This window comes from Planctomicrobium limosum (assembly GCF_051465645.1).
In the GTDB taxonomy this organism is placed as follows: Bacteria; Planctomycetota; Planctomycetia; order Planctomycetales; family Planctomycetaceae; genus Planctomicrobium.
Genome location: NZ_CP195790.1, coordinates 3552570 through 3577500 on the forward strand (window position 1 = coordinate 3552570; position 24931 = coordinate 3577500).

General features: G+C 52.9%; 21 protein-coding genes and 1 tRNA gene (1 of these 22 running past the window's edge). 10 read left to right on the forward strand and 12 right to left on the reverse strand.

The window, feature by feature from the left end; genetic code table 11:
* Positions 1-280: 280 nt before the first annotated feature.
* From SH527x_RS13485 to SH527x_RS13495, 3 genes are all read left to right on the forward strand, one after another.
* On the forward strand, positions 281-1210 hold the full coding sequence (locus SH527x_RS13485; protein WP_437191200.1) for a histone deacetylase family protein: 930 nt from the start codon (positions 281-283) through the stop codon (positions 1208-1210).
* Between the two features lie 192 nt (positions 1211-1402).
* Entirely contained in the window at positions 1403-3268 is a 1866-nt protein-coding gene (locus SH527x_RS13490; RefSeq protein ID WP_437191201.1) for a M3 family oligoendopeptidase, read from the forward strand.
* A 452-nt stretch (positions 3269-3720) separates the two neighbouring features.
* Positions 3721-4197, forward strand: coding sequence for a hypothetical protein (locus SH527x_RS13495; protein WP_437191202.1), 477 nt, complete (start codon positions 3721-3723; stop codon positions 4195-4197).
* 134 nt (positions 4198-4331) lie between these two features.
* Here the strand turns inward: SH527x_RS13495 and SH527x_RS13500 are convergent, their stop codons facing one another.
* From SH527x_RS13500 to SH527x_RS13510, 3 genes are all read right to left on the reverse strand, one after another.
* Complete coding sequence (locus tag SH527x_RS13500; protein WP_437191203.1) at positions 4332-4997, reverse strand: SOS response-associated peptidase; 666 nt, start codon at positions 4995-4997, stop codon at positions 4332-4334.
* A 402-nt stretch (positions 4998-5399) separates the two neighbouring features.
* Positions 5400-5472: transfer RNA gene (locus tag SH527x_RS13505), tRNA-Lys, on the reverse strand.
* A 310-nt stretch (positions 5473-5782) separates the two neighbouring features.
* Positions 5783-6784: a polysaccharide deacetylase family protein gene (locus SH527x_RS13510; protein WP_437191204.1), complete on the reverse strand. Its 1002-nt coding sequence runs from the start codon at positions 6782-6784 to the stop codon at positions 5783-5785.
* A gap of 160 nt (positions 6785-6944) precedes the next feature.
* Here SH527x_RS13510 and SH527x_RS13515 point away from each other — a divergent pair, with 160 nt between their 5' ends.
* The gene (locus SH527x_RS13515; protein ID WP_437191205.1) at positions 6945-8558 is read left to right on the forward strand and encodes a hypothetical protein; all 1614 of its coding nucleotides are present in this window, start codon (positions 6945-6947) and stop codon (positions 8556-8558) included.
* Positions 8555-9418, forward strand: a complete 864-nt coding sequence (locus SH527x_RS13520) for a hypothetical protein (protein WP_437191206.1) — start codon at positions 8555-8557, stop codon at positions 9416-9418. The genes SH527x_RS13515 and SH527x_RS13520 overlap by 4 nt, the downstream gene beginning before the upstream one ends.
* 89 nt (positions 9419-9507) lie before the next feature.
* On the opposite strand, the gene SH527x_RS13525 is transcribed toward SH527x_RS13520, so the two are convergent.
* The 4 genes from SH527x_RS13525 to SH527x_RS13540 all read right to left on the reverse strand — a co-directional run bounded on the left by SH527x_RS13525 (position 9508) and on the right by SH527x_RS13540 (position 13083).
* Positions 9508-10365: an ABC transporter permease gene (locus SH527x_RS13525; protein ID WP_437191207.1), complete on the reverse strand. Its 858-nt coding sequence runs from the start codon at positions 10363-10365 to the stop codon at positions 9508-9510.
* Between the two features lie 95 nt (positions 10366-10460).
* Complete coding sequence (locus tag SH527x_RS13530; protein WP_437191208.1) at positions 10461-11477, reverse strand: ABC transporter ATP-binding protein; 1017 nt, start codon at positions 11475-11477, stop codon at positions 10461-10463.
* A 138-nt stretch (positions 11478-11615) separates the two neighbouring features.
* Positions 11616-12749: a VWA domain-containing protein gene (locus tag SH527x_RS13535; protein ID WP_437191209.1), complete on the reverse strand. Its 1134-nt coding sequence runs from the start codon at positions 12747-12749 to the stop codon at positions 11616-11618.
* 4 nt (positions 12750-12753) lie between these two features.
* Complete coding sequence (locus SH527x_RS13540) at positions 12754-13083, reverse strand: hypothetical protein (RefSeq protein ID WP_437191210.1); 330 nt, start codon at positions 13081-13083, stop codon at positions 12754-12756.
* 393 nt (positions 13084-13476) lie between these two features.
* Between SH527x_RS13540 and hemE the strand changes: the two genes are divergently transcribed.
* Positions 13477-14517, forward strand: a complete 1041-nt coding sequence (hemE, locus tag SH527x_RS13545) for a uroporphyrinogen decarboxylase (protein WP_437191211.1) — start codon at positions 13477-13479, stop codon at positions 14515-14517.
* A gap of 149 nt (positions 14518-14666) precedes the next feature.
* On the opposite strand, the gene SH527x_RS13550 is transcribed toward hemE, so the two are convergent.
* Positions 14667-14939 (reverse strand): WXG100 family type VII secretion target, encoded by a 273-nt coding sequence (locus SH527x_RS13550; RefSeq protein ID WP_437191212.1) that lies wholly within the window; start codon positions 14937-14939, stop codon positions 14667-14669.
* 228 nt (positions 14940-15167) lie between these two features.
* Between SH527x_RS13550 and SH527x_RS13555 the strand changes: the two genes are divergently transcribed.
* Positions 15168-17054, forward strand: coding sequence for a PQQ-dependent sugar dehydrogenase (locus tag SH527x_RS13555; RefSeq protein ID WP_437191213.1), 1887 nt, complete (start codon positions 15168-15170; stop codon positions 17052-17054).
* Between the two features lie 283 nt (positions 17055-17337).
* Positions 17338-18189 carry a TerC family protein gene (locus tag SH527x_RS13560; RefSeq protein ID WP_437191214.1) on the forward strand — a complete coding sequence of 284 codons (852 nt, stop codon included), beginning with the start codon at positions 17338-17340 and terminating at the stop codon, positions 18187-18189.
* 208 nt (positions 18190-18397) lie between these two features.
* Here SH527x_RS13560 and SH527x_RS13565 read toward each other — a convergent pair whose 3' ends face one another.
* Entirely contained in the window at positions 18398-18775 is a 378-nt protein-coding gene (locus tag SH527x_RS13565; protein WP_437191215.1) for an ArsR/SmtB family transcription factor, read from the reverse strand.
* Between the two features lie 517 nt (positions 18776-19292).
* Here SH527x_RS13565 and SH527x_RS13570 point away from each other — a divergent pair.
* A complete protein-coding gene (locus SH527x_RS13570) occupies positions 19293-21260 on the forward strand; it encodes a TIM44-like domain-containing protein (RefSeq protein ID WP_437191216.1) in 1968 nt (655 codons plus the stop codon).
* A gap of 52 nt (positions 21261-21312) precedes the next feature.
* Here the strand turns inward: SH527x_RS13570 and SH527x_RS13575 are convergent, their stop codons facing one another.
* The 3 genes from SH527x_RS13575 to SH527x_RS13585 form a co-directional block, all read right to left on the reverse strand.
* Complete coding sequence (locus SH527x_RS13575; RefSeq protein ID WP_437191217.1) at positions 21313-22302, reverse strand: hypothetical protein; 990 nt, start codon at positions 22300-22302, stop codon at positions 21313-21315.
* A 291-nt stretch (positions 22303-22593) separates the two neighbouring features.
* Positions 22594-23196 (reverse strand): ATP-dependent Clp endopeptidase proteolytic subunit ClpP, encoded by a 603-nt coding sequence (gene clpP, locus SH527x_RS13580; protein ID WP_437191218.1) that lies wholly within the window; start codon positions 23194-23196, stop codon positions 22594-22596.
* Between the two features lie 59 nt (positions 23197-23255).
* Entirely contained in the window at positions 23256-23909 is a 654-nt protein-coding gene (locus SH527x_RS13585; protein WP_437191219.1) for a ClpP family protease, read from the reverse strand.
* A gap of 633 nt (positions 23910-24542) precedes the next feature.
* Between SH527x_RS13585 and SH527x_RS13590 the strand changes: the two genes are divergently transcribed.
* Positions 24543-24931 carry the beginning of a DUF1559 family PulG-like putative transporter gene (locus SH527x_RS13590; RefSeq protein ID WP_437191220.1) on the forward strand. The gene runs 658 nt beyond the window's last position, so only the first 389 of its 1047 coding nucleotides appear in the window; it begins with the start codon at positions 24543-24545; its stop codon lies beyond the right edge, outside the window.

Here is a 24931-nt window from a genome sequence, read left to right on the forward strand (position 1 = left end):
TTAAAAACTACCATCGCCTGAAAAGTCGTGTCAAGCTGTGAGGCAGGGGAACCCGGACTCCACCCTCAGTCCGCTCGCCAATTGCTTCCAGATCCGGTTGTTCAAGCAGAGAGCCTTTTGCCGATTTTCCCAGTCATACAGCAAGTCGCGACTCAGCTGTTCAGGACCCGAAGTGCTCCAGTGTGACGGGTTTCGGATGGATTAGCCAACGTTAAAAGCAGTTTGTGAAGGCGCCGACTTGGCTGGGACAGAAGCAATTGGATGACAGGAAAGCGTTCTCATGCTGGTTTTCACAGATCCCCAGTTCCAGTTGCACGATACTGGGAGCCATCCGGAAAATGCCGCCCGACTCAAAGCCATTGACGCCAAACTCCTCTCAGAATCAGCGTTGAAAACGTGTCGTACCGGCTTGATCACACCGGCCACCCGGGAAAGCCTTCTCGCAGTTCATCTGGCAGAGATGCTGGCGAAAACCGAAAAGCTGGCGGCTGCTGGCGGCGGAGCACTCGATCCGGACACAAAGGTTTCCAGCAAGTCTTATGACGTCGCTGTCGCTGCAGCAGGAGCCGTTTGTAACGCTGTCGAACAAGTGACCAGAGGCGAGGACCATCGCGCACTATGCCTTGTTCGCCCTCCAGGTCACCATGCGTTGCCTCATCGAGCGATGGGATTCTGCCTCATGAACAACGTGGCAATCGCTGCTCGTCATGCCCAGAAAGCGTGCGGGGTCGGGCGAATTCTGATCATCGACTGGGACGTCCACCACGGGAACGGAACGCAAGACATCTTTTACGCCGATCCCAGCGTCGGGTTCTATTCAATTCATCGTCATCCCTTTTATCCGGGGACAGGCGACTGGGATGAAACCGGAACAGGTGCCGGACTGGGAACCACATGGAACGTGCCGGTGTCCGTCTCGACGACACGAGAGAAATACCATCAGCGATTTCAGCAAACACTCGACGACGCCGTCAAAACAATGCGGCCAGAGCTGATTCTGATCAGTGCCGGCTTTGACGCCCACCGACTGGACCCGATTGGATCACTCGGGCTGGAAACAGAAGACTTTCAAATATTGACGGAACGAGTTGTCGAAGCTGCCAATGCTGTGTGCAACGGAAGAATTGTCAGCGTTCTCGAAGGCGGGTATCACCCTGATGCCCTCGCCGAATCAGTTCTGGTTCACTTACAGACGTTAGAACGGATGTAGATCGCCCACAGAATGGCATTGAAAGGGGCCACACATTCATCCAGCACGAACGCCGGTTGGATCAACAGGCATGGTCGACAATGAAATCAGGCGTTACATTCCAGCGAAGGCCGTTCCTGATGAGTCAGCTGGACTGAAAGTCGTGTTCCAGACAGTCCAGCGACGGAATCACAGGCTCCAGCACAATGGCAGATGGCCATTCTTATTCGAGATTATTTGGAAGGATTCATCGCAGCAATGACCAGCAGCACCAATCAAAAATACGCCATCACCTGGGATCTGGAGTCATTGTATCCCCGACCAGACACCCCGGAATTCAAGAAGCTGATCGACGAATTCAAGGTTGATCTCGCGAAGCTCGCCGCTCAGTCCGAAACGCTGCCGGCCCCTTCGAAAGAAAACGCCAAAGCCTGGGGCGACTTTCTGGAGCAAGTCGAGCGTCTGTTCGCGTATTCGTGCGACCTTGGCGCCTTCGTTGGGTGTTACTCGGCTGCGGACTCCGAGAACAAAGCATACATGCAGGTTGAGGCGGTCCTCGGGGCAACCGGCCCAGAGCGAAATCAGGTTTTCACCAATCTCGAACTGGCATTCCGCGAAGTCACCGACGAGCAGCTGAAGGAGTTCGCCGCAGGTGACGCTCGTCTGTCGAAAGTCCTCTTCTTCCTGCAGGACTCTCGGGCAAACGCTCAATTCCGTCTTCCTAAAGATCTCGAAATGCTGTCTGCCGAACTCGGCGTCGACGGCATTCACGCCTGGGGTCGCCTGTACGATCGCATTTCCGGAGAATTGAAAGTTGAATTGATGGAGAAGGGCGAAATCGTTCGCAAATCTCCCGGTCAAGTTCGCTTGGATGTGCTTGATCGAAACACGCGCGTCAATAACTTTCATGCCGTTGAGAAGGCGTGGAAGAAAGTTTCCGACACCTGTGCGGACAGCCTGAATCACATCGCCGGAACCAGACTCGCGCGATACAAACGATTGAAGACAGAGGACCATCTGGATGCTCCGTTGCGGTTCAACCGGATGCAACGCCAGACTCTGGACACGATGTGGGATGTCATCTCCAAACGGAAGCACATCCTGCTGAAGTTCTTCGAACGTAAGGCTCAATTGCTGGGAATCGAGAAGCTGGCATGGTACGACCAGCTGGCACCGCTTCCGCAGGCAACATCGTCCGGCGCTGGCGACACTCTGAGCTGGGACACCGCCTGCGACACGATTATCGATTCGTTCGATGAGTTCAGTAACGAACTCGGCGACTTCGCTCGGATGGCGATGACTGATCGTTGGGTCGAAGCAGAAGACCGGAGCGGCAAGCGTCAGGGGGGATTCTGTACTGGTCTCCCGGTTCGCAAGCAGTCTCGAATTTTCATGACCTACACCGGCAGCGCTGACAGCATGTCGACTCTCGCTCATGAACTGGGGCACGCCTACCACTCACACGTCTTGCGCAAGCAGCCATACCTGCTTCAAGACTACCCGATGAATCTTGCTGAAACCGCGTCGACATTTGCGGAAGCAATCCTGGGTGGAAAGCGATTGGCGAACGCATCGTCCGCCGGACAAAAGCTTGGAATTCTCAACAACATGTTGACCGATTCCGTCGCGTTCCTGATGAACATTCACGCGAGATTCATTTTCGAAAACCAGTTCCACAAAGAACGGGCTGAAGCCGAACTCACATCTGATCGCCTGACAGAGATCATGCTTGCTGCTCAGAAAGAAGCATATTGCGACGCATTCAGCGAATGGTCAAATGTCTTCTGGACATCGAAGCTGCACTTCTACATCTCCGGCTTGCCGTTCTACAACTTCCCGTACACATTCGGCTATCTGCTGTCACTGGGGTTGTACTCAACCGCAGGGGAATTCGGTGACAGTTTCCCGGAGAAGTATCGCGAACTGTTGCTGGCAACCGGCAGCATGAATGCAGAAGAAGCAGTGAAGAGCACTCTGGGCTACGACCTGACCCAGCCTGACTTCTGGAATCGCAGTATTGACGTCATCGACCAAAACGTCGCCGACTTCCTCGCGACCAGCGAAGAGTTTGTGAAGTAATTCCAATAGCGATTGCGCCCGTCTTCATCGGATCACACGGTTCGATGAAGACTTTTTTATGCGCCTGCCCTGCTCACTTCGAGAGCAAAGGTTAAATTAAGCAGTCTCGTAGGCTGGATTAGCCGAAGGGCGTAATCCAGCTCATTCCGGCCGGCGAGTGAGCTTAAATAAACGAGCATGAACGATCCCATTCATTGCTGGGTTTCGGTTAGTCGCTCCGCCCAACCTACACAACTTTATAGCAAACTACAGGTCCTGACGGTGCCTCTTTGCAGCCGAGGTTCTTCGACATCTTGGCATCTTACCTGCTGCTTGACATAAGTCACAAAAAGAGCATCATCTCGATCAGTTCAGTTGATTGTATTTAGTTCTCACAGGTGACGGGCTGGGCCATGGCTGTCGAATTCTCTTGTGTTTGTAAGCGTCGAATTAGGGGTGAAGCGGGAACAGTTGTGAGCTGTCCATATTGCTTTGAAAACGTCGGAGTTCCCGACACTGAGTTTGTGGCGGAACGAGGCCGAAAGGAACAGACGCTTAAAGAAAAGGAACGGGCACGCGCTCAGGCTATCGCCGAGGAAAAGGAGCGAGAAGCTCAAACTGAACGGGCCTACCAAACCCAGGTCGAGAAAGAGCGACTTCACTTAGAACAGCAGTTCTCAATTGGCAACTATGGTCCCGGCGTAACACCTCCAGGTATGCACGATCGGTTCTCGCGACTCTGGGTTACAGCTAATGCACTGCAGATTCTGAACGGATTTGGAATGGGATTGTTGATTTTTGTCTCGTTCATTGCAGCCATCGACGAACGTGATGCAACCGACCCAACATACTTCGCTGTCGTCGCGGCTTCTGGCGTCGTTTGGCACGTGGCGTTCGGCTGTGCCAAGGCCATGGCGGAGATTGCTAACACGATAGTGCAGAAAAGATAAGTCTCGTAGTCTGGATTAGCCGAAGGACGTAATCCAGCTCAATCTGGCAGCCACGTGATCATGAATCGACGAGCCTGAACGAGACATCCCCCTCTACTGGCTTTCGCTTAATTGATCCGGCTAACCTACCCGACTTATGAGCCCGCTGAAAGTAAGCAGTCTGGCGTTTCGTTTCGAGCATTGTTAACAACTGAAGAAACCGCGACTGTTTCGAAGCCGGTCCATTCATGCGGTTGAATTAACGACTGCAGGAACTCTGGTTCAGCCTTGGGGTTCAACCATTCACCAAAGAGATTCGGCTCCAGGATGACTGGCATCCGATTATGTATTGGGGCCATCAATCTGTTGGCCTCGGTGGTGATGATCGAGAACGATTCGATCAACTGCTCATTCTGATGCCATGAATCCCAGATGCCGGCCATCGCGAATGGGGTGTCATCTGTATGGTGAATGTGGAACGGATGCTTGCTCTTTCCCTCACGAATCCATTCGTAGAATCCACTTGCTGGAACCAGACACCGACGACGTTTGAATGCGGTCCGGAATGACGGCTTTTCGGAGATCGTTTCTGCCCGAGCATTGATCAGCGAAGCCCCGATCTTCAAGTCCTTTGCCCAACTCGGAATCAATCCCCAACGAAGCGGAAGCAACTCACGCATCCCGGAATTGCTCAAACGGCAGACAAATGTGTTCTGGGTCGGTGCAATGTTGAACCTCAGATGAGGTTCCTGGCCGATGATGGCCTGAAACATGTCTGACAATTGCTTCGCATTGGTCCTGAGATTGAATCGCCCACACATTTTCAACGTCTCCCAGTTTGCTCAACACTGACGTAGGCCGGGGAGAGCGCCTGAGCGAACCCCGACTGGATGCAACGGAGCGAGATGACACGCTCGGAAATGAATGTCAACTGGCGCAGCTGAAAGTCTAAAAGCTTCCGGTCGGCCGGGTCATACAGGGGATGTTCCAATCGCTCTGGGCATTGTGAGCCCAACTGTTGCCCCACAATCGCAACGCAACACGCCGTGCTTTACGGCAAGGCGCACCTGCCCCAACCAGCGGCTACGAGATTGCTCTGTCACTTCACAGTATCAGACACTCACTCTGGCAGGGCGAGAGCAGAATGCGTCCAGCTTTGACGCAATGGAGACCTCAGAGCACAAAAAAAGCCCTAAACCATGACGGCTTAGGGCTTTTTCCAGTGCCTCCACAAGGGCTCGAACCTTGGACCTACTGATTAAGAGTCAGTTGCTCTACCAACTGAGCTATAGAGGCGGCGGAAGACAAACGGTAATCACAGTTACGCTCACATGCAATGGAACAGGCCAACAAAATCACGCCAGCATCTGCTGTCGGGCAGCCTGAATCGATTTAAGTTGTTCTGTCGCCTGTACCAGACACAAACGCGAAATCGGGACGCCGGTTCAAGTCGTTGAAGCTTCATCTCGATCGAGTTTGCTGCCGCAATGCTGATCAGCACAGATGTCACCAGCGCAACCTGCTCAAAAATCGCATGTTACGGTTTCGCAAGATCTCACAGAAGCGAGCTTTGCGGGTGTCGCCCCCGCGTGAAATTCTTCGTCGCTTATGTAAACAACCACGGAAATTGGGCTGTCGCCTGAAACAGATTGCGACTCACATTTGGAGCAACGGCAACACGTGGAAGAACAAGCCGATTGGAAGGTTCTGGGACAGAAAATCCGCTTCTGAAGGTAAACGACCAGCGGTAGCCGGCTTCCTGCAACAGATTCTGGGTCGCTTCCGTGAAGGATTCAGGTTGCCCAACGGGATAGCTGAATGCGGTGATCGGGTGTCCCAGCATCTCTTCAATGCGGGCCTTGGAACGAAAGATTTCCGCCCTCTGAACTTCCACAGAGCACTGAGCAAGGACGGGATGCGTGACAGTATGTCCGCCGATATCGATTCCGGCTCGATCCACTTCTCGAATCATGTCCCAGGTCATCCACAGTCCGGTGGCCAGATCCGCCGGGGCGCGGCCTGTCCCGGTTTCCATCGCGACCTCGTTTTCAAATCCGTCCGTCAGCTCACTCGGCAGGGATTTGTAGACCTGAAGCAGCCGCAGAATGGCGTCTTCACGCTCCTCCGGTGTGCTCAGGAATAGTTGTTCTTCAAACTGACCTGGGAGGGAAATCTTGTGTTTCGTCGAAGAACGCACCATCCACGCGAGCTCGTCCCACCACGCCAGTGGAGAGTGATCAATAAATCCGCTGGCCACAAAGAAAACAGCCGGAACTTGATGCGACTTCAGGACTTCAAACGCCTGAGAATAATTGTCACGGTATCCGTCATCGAACGTCAGGAGGATCGCACGCCCGCGACTCTTCTGAAGATCGTCCAGATCACTGACACGGACGATGTCGAAGTGCTTCTTGAGGAACCGAACCTGAAGGTCGAATTCCTCCTGGGTGGCACTAAAGACACCACGGTCTAAATTGGAATTGGCAGGATCTCCAATACGGTGATAATTGAACACGAGGAGTCCCCGCCACCTGCACAGCGTGCCGGAGAGCACAGAACCGAGGCCGGTTCGTTCTAACGTGCTGGCGAGAAATTCCTTACGACTCATTCGTTACACAACACCCTGCGGGGAGAAACGGTTGGAGATTGGACTTGCTCCAGATCCTGCAATTTTTGGATAAGACCATCTCTAACTTGTCTCGCAGACTCAGTCCGTGTCGCGAAACGATTCAATTGCCATGCAACATCTGGTAATCCGAGTAGAAAAAATGACGATCGTACCGGTTCTTTCAACTTGGCATGCGAGTTTCGTTCCCCAGGGAGAGCACCGCAAATCACGAATTCTGTCACTAACAACTTTGGTCTGCCTAGTTGCTGCTGCGTTTTTGCACATCTCGCCGGTGGTTCACGCTCAGGATATCCAGGGAAAACGGCTCCAACTTTTGCAGAAGCGGTACGACGAACGCAGGGAGCGTTTTGTTCGCGAAATGCACCTCCTCGCGGATGACTGCGAGTCGAAAAGCTTCTTCACCGACGCAGAAGCAATCCGCTCGCGAGCAAAACCGGTTGATGCCGGGGCGTATCAACTCGACGACTTGCCGGAATTCATCATTCCCGCCCTGCCGCTGACAATGCCGGACATCGAACGTGAATGGCGTGCAAAACTTCAGAAGACCGAACGGGCTTTCGCGTCGGATATCTACAAGATTGCCAGAGACGCATTGCGCCTTGGCCTGCCGAGCTACACATTCCAATTGGTTCGTGAAGTCGCCTTTCATGACCCCAACAATCCCAGTGCTCGTGGAATGTTGGGCTATGTCACAGATAAAGGCCGTTGGACAACACCATTTTTGCGACGAATGTCCCAAACCGGGTTCATCGACCATCCTCGATTTGGCTGGATCGACTCAAAGCACGTCGACCGCTATGAGAATGGTGAGCGATTCTATGACAGTCAGTGGATGAGTACTGAGAAAGAAGCGGCCCTGCGAACCGACCTCAACAACGCCTGGGAAGCGACTACAGAAAACTTCCTTGTACGGACAAATCATAGTCTTGAGAAAGGGGTGGAGATCGCCCGCATGCTTGAGACATTTCACAAGTTCTTTCTGCGAGAATACACCGCATTCTTCAATTCTCAGCAGCAGATGGAAAAGCTGCTCGATACCGGAACGCGCGTTACTTGGGATCCCTCCAAACGCTATCGAGTCACCTACTTCCGCAACAAAGACGAATTTGTCTCGCACCTGAAATCGCGGCAACCGCAGATTGAATTGGCGAACGGGCTCTATCTCCCTCGTGATCGCATGGCGTACTTCTTCAACGAAGACCAGTCAGCACAACCCGGGACGGCCGAGAAACTTGAAGAAACCATGTTTCACGAGGTGACCCATCAGCTTCTCGGGGAGAGCCGCAAAGGTCTCTTCGACGTCGGCGAGAAATCCGACTTCTGGGCTGTCGAAGGCTTCGCAAGCTACATGGAGAGTTTCATTCCAGAACAACGCGAACAACAGGTCGGCGACCCAAGGCACATCCGCATCTATTGGGCGAGAAGCAAGATCATCGACGAGAACGAATACCGTCCGATGCGTGAATTCATTGCTCTGGGACGACCAGCGTTCCCATTGCAGGCCGAAGCGTACAACCAATCAGCCGCGATGGTGCATTTCTTTCTCAACTACAATGAAGGCGAGTACCAAGACGCATTCATTGCCTATTTATCGGATGTCTACAACCCGGCAAAAGCACGAAAGCAGAGTCTCGAAGATCTCGTCGGAGCACGTTATGAAGCATTGGATGTGCAGTTCATCGAATACCTGAAGGGCCTCCCCTCCGATGCTCCACCTGGAATGAATGCTGTTCCATTCACGGGAAACCCATGACCCTGCAACTGAATCAGGTCACGATCGGCAACATTCTGACCAGAACGTCTGGTTACTTGCAGACCGTGTCATCGCATTCAGTTCAGCCTTATTGTGGGTGCACATTTGGTCGCTCCCTCTGCGGAGTCGGATGCTACGTGCGGCACAACGGCCATCTTCTTCGCGGACGAAGTTGGGGAGAGTTTCTGGACGTTCGAGTCAATGCCGCCGAGTCTTATCAAACGCATTACGAACGGGAACGGAATTGGGCGCATCGCCAACGAGGCACGTTTTCGCTCTTCTGTTCCAGCTCGACCGACCCATTTCTTCCACAGGAAAAGAAATGGCAGATCACTCGCAGTCTGTTACTCGCGATGCAAGAACAGCCTCCAGATGAGTTAATCCTGCAAACACACTCGCCCAGCGTTCTTGATGTCATCGAGATACTGATCTCGTTGAACACTCGCTGTCGCCTCAGAGTACATCTTTCAATCGAAACGGATCGCGATCGAATTCCCGGTCTGCCTCCCCCGGCCGCCAGTGTGCAGGCCCGATTAAACACCTGCAAAAAATTGCGATCAGCAGGGATTCGCACCGTCGTCACAGTTGCTCCCTTACTGCCCATCGAGAGCCCACACCGGTTCTTTGAACAGATCGCTGACGTGGCCGATGCTGTCGTGATTGATCACTTCATTCAGGGAGACGGGTCAGACGATGGTTCGCGCACACTCCGAACACAACTTCCTATGAAGATGGCGGCGGTCGATCCGAGTTCCATCACTCTTGCGTATCGCGACCAGATGGTTGCCGTCGCTCAGCAATATCTACCAGGCCGAGTCGGCGTGAACATCGATGGATTCGCAGGTCGCATGCTTCCATGATCTGCGAGAAGCATGTTGTGATGAGAGTAGACCGGTGAAAAGCACACGAGAAACAAGTTAACTTCAAGCGGAATCATTGCCAGATCCGCTTAACCGCCGAAGGCACTGTAGCGACGCACTCCAGCATAAAACGCAACACGATTCGCGATCCACAACCCGATCACCCATGCCAGCTGCACCAACAGAAGTTGCGCCATCTGAGTGTGATCGTATCGCCCCAGCCAGATCGCCGCCGGTTCATAAGCAAGAAACCGAAACGGCAGGAGCTGAATGATTCCATGAGCCCAGGGAGGCAGGAAGTCCAAGGGGATCATATGCCCGGACAGGAAGTAGTTCAGCATCATGTAGATGAACAACAGCGAACTGACTTCCAGAAACCAGAATGCAATCAGTCCCAGCAAGGCTTCAATCAGAAACCCCAACAGAAACGCCATCACAAGACAGGCAACACAACTGGCGATCGTGAAGAGATCCGGCGTTGGGGGAAAATAACTGCGGCACAACCAGAACACAAAAACGAACGGGCCGAGCGCGACTCCGTAATACACAATCTTGTGGGCGATGCGATGCCAGAAGAGATAGCCGAGCATATCGATCGGCTGTGTCAGAAACTTCTTGATCGAACCGTCGCGAACCTGAGCAGCAATTCCCGTAGCCAGCCCCGGCATACTTGAGAACGCGCGTCCCAGCATCGTCATCAGGTAATAGGCCACCATATTCTGATAGGTGTAGCCACCAATCTCTGCGTGTGCGTTTTCCGTTCCGACCGCGAAAACGGCTCCCCAGAGAAAGATCTGAGTGACGATCGGCAGAAAGCGAAACAACGTTCCCAGTGCAAAGTCGGCCCGATAAACAAGACGTTCTTCAATGCAGGTGCGCAAAATGATCCAATTGATCCGCCATCGGCTGATCCAATCGGAAGTGGAATGTGATGCGACGTCTGCCATCCGAATCGAGCCACTCTCTTAAATACAGTTTTTCATGTAGTTTCTTAACACACACTTCGAACGATCAGGTCAGCTGAGCACCAGCAACTCACGAACTATGAGGCGACCGGAGACATCTCTCCGACGGCCTGCCTGTCATGAGTTGAGGAAAACATTTCGGCGATCACTTCTTCCAATGGCCGATCCTGCACACCCACGTCTTCCACCTGATACTGTGCAAGGATGGCTCCCAACACATCAGGCACTCTCGCCCGTTCCACTTCAATCTTCACACGAGGCAGTGTCGATTCGAGGACGGTCCCGAATCGCTCCAGCCCGGCGGGATTGACCGCTGGAGCAAATTGCAGGCTGATGACTTTGTTCTGGCTGAACCGTTCTACAATCTCCGCTAACGGGCCGTCGTGCTTGATCTGTCCATCGTTGATGATGACAGCACGCTTACAAAGAACTTCGACATCCTTCATATAGTGACTCGTCAGGATGACCGTAATTTTCCTCTGAGCCTGATAGTACCGAAGGAACTCCTGCACGCGTCGTTGAGAGATCACATCGAGGCCAATCGTCGGCTCATCGAGCAGCAGAACTTCAGGGCTATGCAGCAACGCGGCGATCAGTTCCATCCGCATCCGCTCACCCAGTGAAAGCTCCCGAACCGGTTGAGCAATCAGCTTTCGCACTTCCAGCAGATCGACCAGCTCATCGCGGCGACGATCGAAATCTTCGGCAGGAATGCGATAGATCTCCCGATGCAGGCGAAACGATTCCTGAGCAGGCAAATCCCACCACAATTGGTTCTTCTGCCCCATCACGAGCGAAAAGCGACGACGAAACGCATTTTCACGTTTCCATGGGACATGCCCCAACACTTCTGCATGTCCGGAGGTCGGATAGATCAACCCGGAAAGCAGCTTCAACGTGGTTGTTTTGCCTGCTCCGTTGGGGCCAAGAAACGCAACCATCTCGCCAGGCTCGATGCGCAAGCTGACATTTCGAACGGCTTCAACCGTCTTGTATTCACGGTGAAACAACCCGCGAACAGATGCCCATAAGCCTTCCTGCTTCTGGTACACCCGATAGGTTTTGCAAAGATCCTGAACAACAATGGCTGACATGAAGAATGCAACAATCTGATCTGGATTGAACGAACAGAAAAACGATCGGCGAACTTCAGGCAAATTCTGGTTGCATTCTACCGAGTACCGCACACCCGTACACAGGGACAGCAATCACTTCTGCAGGTGATTCGAAAATCATCCCCGTAATCGCTTACGACGTCCTTTCACAAATGACTGCACCACCATGTTTCCCATGTCCTGGGCATTGCAGGTGGCACTGATCCCTTTGGTTACCTGAGCCATTTGTTCTACGAAGTTGACCAGTCCGTAATAGAAATAGTCTTCGACTAATGCAAAACTCGAAATCTGAATTCCTTCACTCGCACACCGTTTGGCTTCCGACAACGTAATCCGGGAAGTCTTCTCGGAAGGCGGATAAATCAACAGAATATCGCGTCCTTCAACGTGGGCGGTCGGCTCTCCATCGGTGATCAGAATGATCTGACGATTCGCCGCTGGCTGACGACGCAGAATTCGCCTCGCAAACTGCAACCCGGCGTGAATATTGGTGAAGTGTTCCGGCACAAACTTGGGTGGATGATCCAGATTGATGCGGAGATGCACATGCGGGTCAAACAGGCTGACTTTCTTCGGGGCAGAGAGCAGTAACTCACGCTCCGTCATTGGGGTTGCGTACGTGTGAAAGCCGACAATCTGCAGAAAATCATTCTGGTAGCGTGAACGAACCAGCCCCTGCATCGCCATCGCAACCCGTTTCGCCGCACCATATTTCCCATATCGGGACATGCTGCCTGACATATCCAGCAGAACGACGGTCGCACAACTGGTCTGATAGTCAGTCTCGTAGATCACGAGATCCTCTTCAGACAACTCGATAGGAGATCCGCCCCCTTGCCGAACGAGTGCGTTCTTCAACGTCTCGTGCATGTTCAGATTGGCAACAGGATCGCCAAACTCATACGGCTTCGATTCATCCTGAACGGTCTGGCCCGCTCCACGAAAATCCGATTCGTGTCGGCCCAACTTGTCGCGACTCTGAATATTGAACAGTTGCTCAAGCGTCTTCTGTTCAACCCGTTTCAACCCTTTGGGCGTAATCCGGTACTGCCCATCACGGTCTTTTTCGATCAGCCCACGCTTAACCAATTTGTCGACAATGTCCGGGTTCTCGTCTGCCCATTGTTCGAATGCAGGAAGGATGTCATCGCCATGCTCCAGGAAATATTCTGAAAGCTGGTCGAAGATCTCATCTGCGGACTGTGGGTTGAAGCTCTGTGAGCCATCCCATTTCGAGAACTCGAACTGCATGGCATTAAGTCTCCGGAGGGAGGTCTTTCATTGCATCATCAGGTTTCACGTCACGAGATTCGACATCGGTGGATTCGACTTCAGCTTTCTCGCTGGCCTCTCCGACTGCTGGCAATTCAGAGCGAGGGCCTTGTGGCTTCTTTTCTCTTTTTGGTCGGTTGCCACCATCAGCGGAATCTGACGGAGCAGGTTCTTCCGGCCCACAATCTTCTTCCGTCATGACCAGATCGAGTTCAGGAGGCGTCGGTTTGGCGTATCGCTTCCCTTCAATCAGTTGCATTTGCGGAGCAGGTTGACTGCATGAACAGAGAACGGTGGTCACGCTCGCCGGCATTTTCCGTTCGCGCGAGCAGGCTGGGCATCGCCACAAACGTCGAACGTCATTTTGAATACGAACACCGGGGCCGCGCATCGGATTTCCTGTCACCAACCAAAAGCAATTCCTCGATGAACCTCGTCGTTCATCTGACCGTCTCTTTTTGATTGTAAACGGCGGAAGCCAATTCAGCGACCCCCTTTACAAGGTCAAACGACAAGCCGAGGGGGACATGCGACCTCTCACAGCCTCTTTTCCCTGCGAATCAGGGGAGCAACCGGTCGAATTGAACTGGAATCCGATGGTCAGAGCCCCCAGAAATCGACGGCTGGTAGATCAATTTGAAAAATGCCCTAGAATATGGACGTCTTCTCACCGGCTTCTCCTTCACAACAGTCAACAGGTTCGTCGATGCTGAGTCCTGCACTCCAGAATTCCCGCTTCATGAAGGCAGCCCGTTGCGAACCGACGGATTGCACACCCGTCTGGATCATGCGACAAGCCGGTCGATACCTGCCTGAGTACATGGCTGTCCGCAGCAAGGTCACCTTCATCGAGCTCTGCAAGCGGCCGGAACTGGCTGCTGAAGTGACGCTGACCGCTCGCGAAGTCCTGGGTGTTGACGCCGCCATTCTCTTCGCGGACCTGCTCCCCATCCTCGAACCGATGGGCTTCAATCTGGAGTACCAGAAAGGGGAAGGCCCTGTCATTCACAATCCACTTCTGTCCGCGAAAGAAGTCGATCGCGTGCAGCCAGTGGACGACCTGTCGCTGGTCGGCTACGTCTTCGACGCTGTGAAACTGATTCGCAGCCAATTGCCGGCAGACATTCCGTTGTTGGGTTTCGCAGGCGCTCCGTTCACACTTGCCTCGTATGCCATCGAAGGGGGCGGGTCGAAGAACTACGTTCGAACAAAATCTCTGATGTTCGGCGATGAAGCGGCATGGGACGTTCTCATGAGCAAGTTCGTCGACACACTTGGGCGTTACTTAAATGCACAAGTCGAAGCTGGGTGTCAGGCCGTTCAGATTTTCGACAGTTGGGTCGGCTGCCTCGGACCTGCAGACTACCGACGCTACGTTCTTCCATACACGAAGCGGTTGATTGAGTCGCTTCCCAAAGACGTTCCCGTCATCAACTTCATGACAGGCAATCCGGCCTTGCTGGTTGATCAGGCATCTGCCGGGGGACAGGTTGTTGGAATCGATTGGCGTGTTGACTTCAAGACAGCCCGCCAGGTTGTTGGCCCCAACCGTGCCATTCAGGGGAACCTCGATCCGGTCTCTCTGTACTGCGAAATTCCCGTACTGAAACAACGGGTGCAAGATCTGCTCAACGACGCACAGGGAGATGGACACATCTTCAACCTGGGGCACGGCGTTCATCCCGACATGAACCCCGACAATGTGAAAGCACTGGTCCGCATGGTTCACGAACTGAGCGCCCGATAACCTCCGGCCAGAGATAACGGCCAAAGACAGCGACCAGAGACAAACGAGAGTCCGCAGCAATCAAAAATGAAACTGCTGCGGACTTTTTCCGTTTGCAACAAAGGGACAGGCAGAGACTCAGATCAAATTCCTTGAGCAGAGATTCTGCATTATCGCTGCTGCAGGTATTCCTCAATACGCTCGGCTTTTCTGAGCAGGTACGGAATATGGCGATTGTTGGCCTCAACAAATTGAGCCAGCAACCGCATATGTTCTTTGAAGTCCTCTGTGAACTTGGCATTCTCCTGATCGCGCCAGGTCGCGCTTAACGCTTCCAGCTGATTCCCCAGCATCGAAGCCTGATCGCCGAGCGTGTTGTTGAACTGCTTCAACTTCATCGCGAAGGCCCGAAGTTCTTCAGGATTTGCAATTGCCTGTGCCATTTCTGCTCCCTTTTCAGAGTACCGGCGCGAGACTGCGTTCCTTGAGTATACGAAGAAATTTGCACTCTAAGAAATCCGGGAACGCCACTTTGCTTTGCGGATCACCTCCATGAGGGGTACCATCCAATGTGTCGAACCGAGAGTCGGCCACACTGAATGATGACGTTACGGCTGAATCTGTACGCAATCACCTTCCCCCAATTCTCTCTCCTGAGTAAAGCGAGCTCTATGAAACGATCAGCTTTCTGGCTTCCAGCCTGCCTTGCCTTGTGCGCGAGCACTCTCCCGGCAGTCGCCGCTGAACCAAACCAACTGACACAGAACGAAGAACTGGCGGGCTGGAAACTTCTGTTTGACGGGAAGACCACATCCGGCTGGCGGAACTACAAATCCGACAAAGTGAGCAATGGCTGGGTCGTTGAAGACGGTGCTCTCGTCCGCAAGGACAAAGGGGCTGGCGATATCGTCTCAGAAGAACAGTACGATGCCTTCGAACTGCTGCTCGACTACAAGATCAGCCCTGCTGGAAACAGCGGATTGATGTTCCACGTTCAGGAAACAGAACAACGTCCTTACCAGACCGGACCTGAAATCCAGATTCAGGACAATGTCGAAGGAAAAGACGCTCAGAAAGCAGGCTGGCTGTATCAGCTCCACCAGCCAGCTAAAGATCGCGTCACCGGAGAAATTCTGGACGCAACCCGACCAACCGGGGAATGGAACCAACTCTACGTGCGCGTTGCTCCCGGGTCTGGCGAAGTCGCTGTGAACGGTGTTCGATACTACACCTTCAACAAGGGCAGCGCTGACTGGAACAAACGAGTTGCCAACAGCAAATTCAAAGACTGGGCAAACTTCGGCAAACCAGACACAGGTCACATCTGCCTGCAAGACCACAACGATCTGGTCTCGTTCCGGAATATCAAAGTCCGCAAGCTGGCCCCAGGTGGCAAAGCTCCAGACATCTCGACCTCAGAACTTCCTCTGAAATCGACTCTGGCCTTCCCGAACCTGAAGCTCGATAAATGGTCACCGGAAACCGAGAACGGTGTCCCACGTGCTTTCCGCCCGATCGTTGTCACCGCTCCAAAGGACGGCAGCAACCGTCTGTTCGTTGCTGATCAGCACGGGCTCATCTGGTCATTCGACAACAAAGCTGACGTCAAAGAATCCAAGCTGGTTCTCGACATCTCTGATCGCGTTGCTTACAGCGACAAGCAGAATGAAGAGGGTTTCCTCGGACTGACCTTCCATCCGAAGTTCAAGGAAAACGGCTACATCTACGTTAACTACACACCAAAGTCGACTCTGCAGACAAACGTCTCTCGCTTCCAGCTGTCAAAGACGGATCCAACCAAGTTTGATCCAGCCAGCGAGAAAATCATCTACACCATCAAGCAGCCATTCTGGAACCACAATGGCGGAACCGTCATCTTTGGCCCGGATGGATTCCTGTACATTGCATTGGGTGACGGCGGAGCAGGAAACGATCCGTTCGATAACGCCCAGAACCTGAGCAGCCACTTTGGCAAGATCCTCCGCATCGACGTTGATCGCGAAGAGAACGGCAAGGCTTACGCAATCCCAGCTGACAACCCATTCGTCGGCAAAGAAGGGGCTGCCCCAGAGATTTACGCCTATGGCTTCCGCAACGTCTGGCGGATGGCGTTCGATTCCAAGACCAATGTTCTGTGGGCGGCTGACGTCGGTCAGAACATCTGGGAAGAAATTGACCTCGTCGTCAAAGGCGGAAACTACGGCTGGTCACGTCGAGAAGGAACCCACCCATTCGGCAACAAAGTCGTCGACGAGTCCTCCTTCATCGATCCAATCTGGGAATACGATCACCAGGTCGGAAAGTCGATCACTGGCGGATTTGTCTACCGGGGCAAAGCACTTCCTGAACTCGAAGGCAAGTATGTCTATGCCGACTACGTGACAGGAAAAATCTGGGCTCTGAACTACGACGCCGCTGCCAAGAAGGTGATTTCCAACGAAGCGATTCCGGGACAGGCCATGCCAGTGCTTTCCTTCGGAGACGACGCTCAGGGCGAGATCTACTTCTGCATCGTTTCTCCAAACGGGCAGGGGATCTATAAGTTCGAAAAGAAGTAGACCTGACTCACCAGTCAGCGCAGCTTCGATTCAAATCGCAGTCTGATGCAGCGACCCTTTCCTGATGGAAACGCAACTGCATCACAATTAAACGAAGCCGGGGTCTGATATTCAGACCTCGGCTTCTTTGCTTCAGAAATTCACAAACTCGAAGTAGGTCTCAACTTGCCGAGCCCTGAATCTGAAATACGATGAATTCGAGTTTGGAGATCTTTTCGCCCCTCTCAAAAAGACGCATCGCTCGAAACGCAACGACGATACTGTACAAGGCAACGGAACAAACATGGACTGGGCTATCCCGCTGCTAACGCTCACCGCAATGGAAATTGTGCTGGGCATCGACAACATTGTTTTCATCAGCATTCTTTGTGGGAAACTCCCTGAAGCCCAGCGGGCGAAAGCACGCACCATCGGGCTCGGGCTGGCGATGGGGATGCGCATTCTCCTGCTGTTCTGCATCAGCTGGGTCCTGGGACTGACCGCTCCGATCTTCCAACTGACAGACCTTGGCGTCCCGGAAAGCTGGGTCCTTCCAGATGATGTCCCGGCGACTCCCGCGACTCCAGAGTCAACAACCGGTCATGGGCACGGGCATGTTCATGGTCCAGAAGAGATCAACAACATTTCAATCCGTGACCTGATTCTCCTCGTCGGTGGCCTGTTCCTGATCTGGAACAGCGTCATGGAAATCCATCACAAACTGGAAGGCGACGAACAAGAATCCCACGCCGAACCAAAGCGAGTCACATTCCAGTCTGTGCTGCTGCAAATCGCAATCCTCGACATCATCTTCTCGCTCGATTCCGTGATCACAGCCGTCGGGATGGCGAAGGACATCTGGGTCATGGTCGTTGCAGTCATCCTGTCTATCGTGGTGATGATGATCTTTGCAGGTTCCATTGAACGATTTGTCACCGCTCACCCGACAATCAAAATGCTTGCCTTGTCGTTCCTGATCCTGATTGGTGTTCTTCTTGTGGCAGAAGGGATCGGAACTCCGGTGAACAAAGGGTACATCTACTTCGCGATGGCCTTCTCACTGATAGTCGAGCTACTCAATCTGAAGATACGAAAAGGAAAGCCTCGCATCCCACTGAAGATGGCGACGTCCTCAACAAATCCATCACAGGATTAGCGAGACATACTCAGTAATGTGACAGCGGTGGCAGGCTTTCGAGAACGAGAGTCTGCTACCGCATCTCCCATTTCTGCACTCTGGAGTTGCGACACCGCGTCCGGATCGTTTTCAAGCGAATCTGGAAAGCTCAGCGTTTTCAGCCCGCGAGCTTCAGTCTCTCATCTTTCAAATCAGCTGCACGGACACACGCAAGACCTGAGCAGCCCTAAGAAAGCTGATGCAACTCGTCGCCACCCGTGTTGCTATTAGGGTCGCTATCACTGCCCCCCACTCTGGGAACTTCGATCCGACAACACCCGAGATTCAGATGATCGACGCCTGTCGATTCTGTCGACATCAGCAAGCCATCTTTGAGACGGTAAAAAACGTACCGACCCTGCTTTTTGCGTTCGAGTATTCCGGCGTTGTGAAGGACGCCCAGATGGTGGGAAACCAGCACGATTTCCATCTGCAGCAGCTCTGCGATGTCCCCAACAGAACGCTGACCAGTACGCAGCAGATCGACAATCTTCAAACGCGTTGGATCACCCAGCGCCTTGAGCTTCTCGGCACAAAATTCAGATTGAAATCGATCTTCTGTCACAATGCATCCAGACTGCTAGAAAAGACACCAGTCATTCGTCGACCGACGCAGCTTCTTTTCTGATTCAGGAAATGCTGTTCACCGCAGCGCGGAAATCGTCAATCAGACAAGACAATGACTTCCGAAGGCTTATTCTTCAAGCGGTCACGTACACTCCACTTGACTGACCCACTCTCATAACCGCACGGCTTTCTCTGCCACAACGACCAAAAGAGAGAAGCCATCCTCAAGATGGTTCCGATTCGACAACTTCGGATTGTATGTAACATTTCCGCTCCAGCCAACCAGCTCACGCCCCTCGAACATCAGGCCACATGCTTCCAACACGAATCAATGTTCTTCTCCCTGTTGCTGAATTCAGGGTTGCGAGAAGCGTGAGTTTCAGCACAATCAGTAAACAACAAAAGTGAAGAGAGGACAGAGACTTCCATTCATCACTAACACATTAGTGGTTCGCGAACGGTCACTCTCTGCCTGTCTTGTCCTGCGAATGCGACTCGTCCAAGAGGCCTTCTTCATGCGATCCACGCACAACTTCTCTCGAAGCAGGTTTCTGATCGTACTTGTCCTGCTGGCCACCGGGATCACCGTTTGCTCTCTTCCAACTGATGTTTTCGCTCGGGCAGGGGGAGGAGAAAGCTTCGGAGGAGGCGGAGGGAGTAGAAGCAGTGGAGGCGGATTCAGCGGCGGCGGGGGGAGCTTCGGCGGAGGATCGAGCAGCTATCGCTCCAGCGGCGGGGGAGGGGGCGGCAGGCCCATCGATGGATTCTTAATCATCATCCTCTCAGTTGTTGTTCTGGTTGTCGTCTCGTCCGCCATCAACGGCTTGAAGAAAACTCAAGTCCAAAGGACCGTTCGTCGAGGGAAGCAGCGTCAGACCGAACGCCTTCGAGCGACCTCGCTTGCTGCAATGCAAAAACGGGACCCGAGTTTCAACTACGAACTCTTTCGGAAACGAGTAGAAACGGCATTCCTGAAAATCCAGCAGGCATGGAGTGATCAGGATCTCAAGTCAGTCCGGCCATTCATCAGCGACGGGATTTTTGAACGGTTTTCTCTTCAGATTAAAATGATGCAGGATGCTGATCTGCGCAACATCATGACGAATGTTCAGATTCGTACGTGCGAAGCAGTCGCACTCTATAACACTGTTCAATTCGACACGATCCACCTACGAATTGCGGCATCCGCACTCGACTATAAAGTCAACCTGAAGACCGGAAAACGAATCCCAGACAGTGAGCACTCTGGTCCGTTTGTAGAATTCTGGTCGTTCCACCGCCGCCCCGGCGTCAAATCAATCGCTGCTCAAGGAGCAATCGAAGGCCAGTGCCCGCGCTGTGCGGCCCCATTGAATATTGTCGATGTCGTCAAATGCTCCAGTTGCGGTGCGCAGGTCAATTCAGGTGAGTACGACTGGGTGTTGTCTGAAATCACTCAGGAATCCGAATTTCAGGTGCCCGGCAGCGAACAGGACTTACCTGGAATTGCGGCCCTACGTGCGAAAGATCCCGGCTTCAACATCCAGCACATCGAAGACAAAACCTCTGTCATGTTCTGGAGGTTGAGAGCCGCCGAATACTATGCTGATCCCCAATATGCAGCACCCGTGTTGATGCCACAACTCCGAAGCGAATTCACGGCTGGCCTCAAAGAGAAGAATCGCTACTGGAAGAATGCAGCCGTTGGTCAGGTCGAAGTCCTCGACGCAAACAACAACATGGAATCCACGGATTCGCAGGAGATGGACTCACTGCATGTGATGGTCCGCTGGTCAGGCATACTGATCAACCGCAACAACGGAAGAGAGAACGAACTGAAGGGGCAGGCAATCGTCTCTCAGTTGTACACGCTCGAAAGAAAGAAGGGGACTCTGACCAATCCTGCCGGGACGTTCAGTTCAGCAGGCTGCCCACAATGCGGCGCTCCACTGGAGATTGACGGATCAGGCAGTTGTAAATACTGCGGAACAGTCGTGACAGATGGCAGCTTCGACTGGGTCCTGAAGAGTGTCGATCGCTTCTCTGAAGATGCTGCTCAAAGACACTTTGAGAATCTTCGAAAGCTGCGAGAAGAACATGCAGAATCCAATGTCGCTGTTCACTCAACAGACACTCCGCTCGCGCTGGCGATTCTCGCTCAGGCCGCACAGATTGACGGCATTCTCAATGAACAGGAACGGATCGTGCTCCAGAAACTCGGGGCACATCGCGGCCTGTCAGAACAACAGGTAAACACCGTTCTCGAACAGGCGAAAGCATTCGACACAAAAGTTCCGCGCCCCGAGAATGCCGAGCAAGCCAGAGACTATGTCACGCAACTCGCCCACGTCTTTCTGGTTGACGGAATCCTCACTCCACCTGAGCAAAGGATGCTGGTTGACTACGCAATCGACAGTGGCCTCAGTCAGGCCGATGCCAAACTCATTATTCAGAAAGAACGAAAGCGTGTGCTGACAGCGGCGCGAAATGCACTCCGAAACTAACGGTGCGGCCCTGTTAAATCAGAAGAAGCTGATTGTGACCAACTCGCGTCCCTTATCGCAGTAAAGGGATCGTTTCCTCAGTGAAGTTGTCCGAGGTTTTCAAGCCACCAAATGGATCGGCCCCATCAGAAGACGGCGGATTCGATGCTGAATTTCCCGGGACAAGACGTGTACCTCCCGGAGCTGGAAAGGCATCGAGCGATTCTTTGCTTCCTTGAGGACCGGCCGGAGCAGAGCGCTTCACATCGAATTCCCACGGCTCGGGATCCGGCACCTTGCGAACCGCTGCAGGTTCATCAAGATCGGCCGGGAGCTGTCGGGGCGGAACAACGCCCGCTGGCTGACTGGCTCGTCGCGAAGGCGTGTTTCCGTTCATGGTGCCACCAGGTGTCACAGAGATGGAATGTGTCGCTTCAAATGTGCGGCCATCTATGGTTTCAATTTTGGCGAGCAACACCACTTGCGAACCATTGGGCGGTCGCTGCCATTCCTCATCAATTTGAAATCCAGCCGACAAAAACCCGGAATGCCAGAGTTGGCGACTCTCATCCGGAGTATATGTCCACCGTCCAAGTGAACGGTCACCACTTGGACGCGAAGGATCGATGGCTTCGAGTTCCAGTCGTCCAGAGATTTTAACAGTGCTTCCCTGAGCATCGTAAGGGCTGATGAGTGCAAAGAAACGCTCATCACCGGCGACATCATCCTGATCCTGCCCCGCTGTGAAGTAGGAATTGAAAGCGAATTCTTCGACCTTCGCGATATTGCCGCTGACTTCCTCCATCGCAACGGAAACGTTCAGCGCAGAGGCATTCGTGCGAAGCAGATCGAGCTCACGCTGAGAGACGCGGAGGTCACTTTCCAGCCGGGAAACCTTGGACTCGTAGTTTCTCAGGGCCGATTCCTGTGTCCGTAGCTGCGCCTCCAGCAGATCGACATTCCCTCGCGTGACGCACGAAGACAGTGTCGACAACAATGCCAGACCGGCGAAGACTTTCGCTACGCCGGCTTCGAACTTCCATGCTCGAAGTGCAGTCATCATGACGAACAAAATTCAGAAAAGTATTGCGGACCAATCACGTGAGGCCCGAATCAGGAGCATCGTTGCGACAGAAACCATCCCGTCACAATTCCCTGACACAACGTCTCCAAGTCATTAGGCCACAACTCAAAGCTGAGGCACATTGACTCTGGAAACCCTTTGAATCCTGACCATCAATCTGATCAGGATTCAAAGCCACATCTTCAAAAACAACGATTTGAGTGCATGCAAAGCAAGCCCGGTTTGGATGGCCAGTGTCAGCCTGATCCCAAACCCTCAAAAAACAGTTTATTAGTCTTCTTTGCCATGCGGCAGGCGTTCCAGAACTCGGTCTACGAGCCCGTACGAAACAGCTTCTTCTGCGGACATGAAGTTATCGCGATCTGTATCTCGCTCGATCGCATCCAAAGTCTGACCGGTATGCTTCAGGAGCATCTCGTTCAGCTTTCGCTTCATCTTGATCACTTCCTTGGCATGAATTTCCAGGTCCGTTGCGGTCCCTTCCATTCCGGCCAATGGCTGGTGAATCATGATCCGGCTGTTTGGAAGAGCATATCGCTTCCCAGGTGCGCCGGCGGTCAACAGCATCGCTCCCATACTGGCTGCCTGTCCCATGCAATAGGTGGCAACATCGCAGGAGATGTACTGCATTGTGTCGTATATCGCCAGACCAGCTGTGACAGAGCCACCTGGCGAATTGATGTACATATGGATGTCTGATTTTGGATCTTCAAACTGCAAGTACAGCAGCTGAGCAACCAACAGGTTCGCCATCTGATCGTTGACCTGAGTCCCCAAAAAGATGATTCGATCTTTCAACAGACGACTGTAGATGTCCATCGCGCGTTCTTCGCGACCGGACTTTTCAACGACAAATGGAACAAGCGTAGACATGATGACTTCTCGTTTATTGTGTTCGCGGGGGAAAGCTGACGGCGAAAGAAAAGCAGCTGTTAACGTTTTTCAGCTGCCTGCGTTGCTTCAGCGGCAACCGCAGCTCCCTTTTTCTTGGGAGTCACAATCTCATCAATCAGACCATATTCTTTCGCCTGAATTGGCGACAGATAACGGTCACGTTCGGTATCCCGAGCAATCACTTCTTCTGGCTGACCGGTGTGCGCGGCGAGAATCCGGTTCAACACCGCTCGCGTTTCCAGAATCTCGTTCGCCTGAATTTCGATGTCGGAAACCTGACCGCCAACCTGACCATACGGCTGATGGATCATCATCTTCGCGTGTGGAAGAATGAAGCGTTTCCCATGCGCACCCCCGGCAATGAGAATCGCGCCGCCGCTGGCCGCAAGACCGACGCAATAAGTCGCGACAGGGCATTCGAGGAATTGCATCGTGTCGTAAATTGCCAGCGTCGCGGTGACAGAACCGCCCGGAGAGTTCACGTACAGGTGAATGTCCTGGTGTCGGTTTTCTGACTGCAAATACAGCAGTTTCATCACAATCAAGTTCGCATTGCCATCGTGAATCGGGCCATCCAGAAAGATGATCCGATTGTCGAGCAACAGGTCTCCTACACCCATCTGCCGAGTACGCTGATAATCAGCGTTCTGCGGATCAACCGGGGAGTGACGTCGAATGTTCATTTCAAACATGTCCGATGGCCTTCTTTCGGTGCTGAGAGTCGATTGGGAATTGTTCGCGATTTTCAATTTCAGGTCAATGGGACCTCAACTCTGCGCTTTCTGGATCAAAGCAGCCAGAAATGACATACGGAAGCGAAATTTCATATGCCAGAGACCAACCCTGCCATCGCGAAGTTCAGTTGTTTTCCGCTCTGAGCCAGCCCTGATCGATTTACCACAAACGCAAGCTTCCAACTTCCACAAAACGGGGAACGAGACTGCCAGTCACGGTTGTTTGTTTCCATAGACAGCATTCTTCCACCCTCGGTTCCATTCGTTGGCTCAGAACAAATCGGAATCCACGTTCTCTGATCGCGAAGGCACCTTCAACAAATTGTTGCACGCATTTCCAAACTGCATATCCCCCACAACCACAAAATTCACCCCAAGAAAGTCGATCAAATTGTTTTTTAATCGAGAATTTTCACTGGAAACCACCCACACAGGATGATCTTTTATTGACTTATTCATTTCCCTATAGATCTTTGTGCCGTTGCGAGTGCCTCGACGGAGGACGTGGTCATGCTTCGGAGAAGTACAAATTGTCAATCAACTCGCTTCAGCAGTATTAGACGGTCACAAAAATCCTCTCCAGGATTCACATTGATCGAACTACTGGTGGTGATTGCCATCATCGCTGTTTTGATTGCCCTGCTGCTCCCTGCAGTGCAGCAAACCCGGGAAGCTTCCCGCCGAACTCAATGCCGAAACAATCTGAAGCAGCTCGGGATCGCGGTACACAACTATCACGACACGTTCCGAATCTTCCCAAGAGGGAACTACGAGCGAACAGCTCTCAGCGCCGCCGACCAAGGAACCGGGCACTACTCCTATTACGGAATTTCAGCACACACGATGCTGCTTCCTTACGTTGGGCAAGCCAATGTCTACTCGTCCCTGAATTTTTCCGTGTCAGTTCGCATAGGGGCCAATGGCACCACCAAGCAGATTCGGATTCCTTCTTTCCTGTGCCCTTCTGACACAGTGATCAT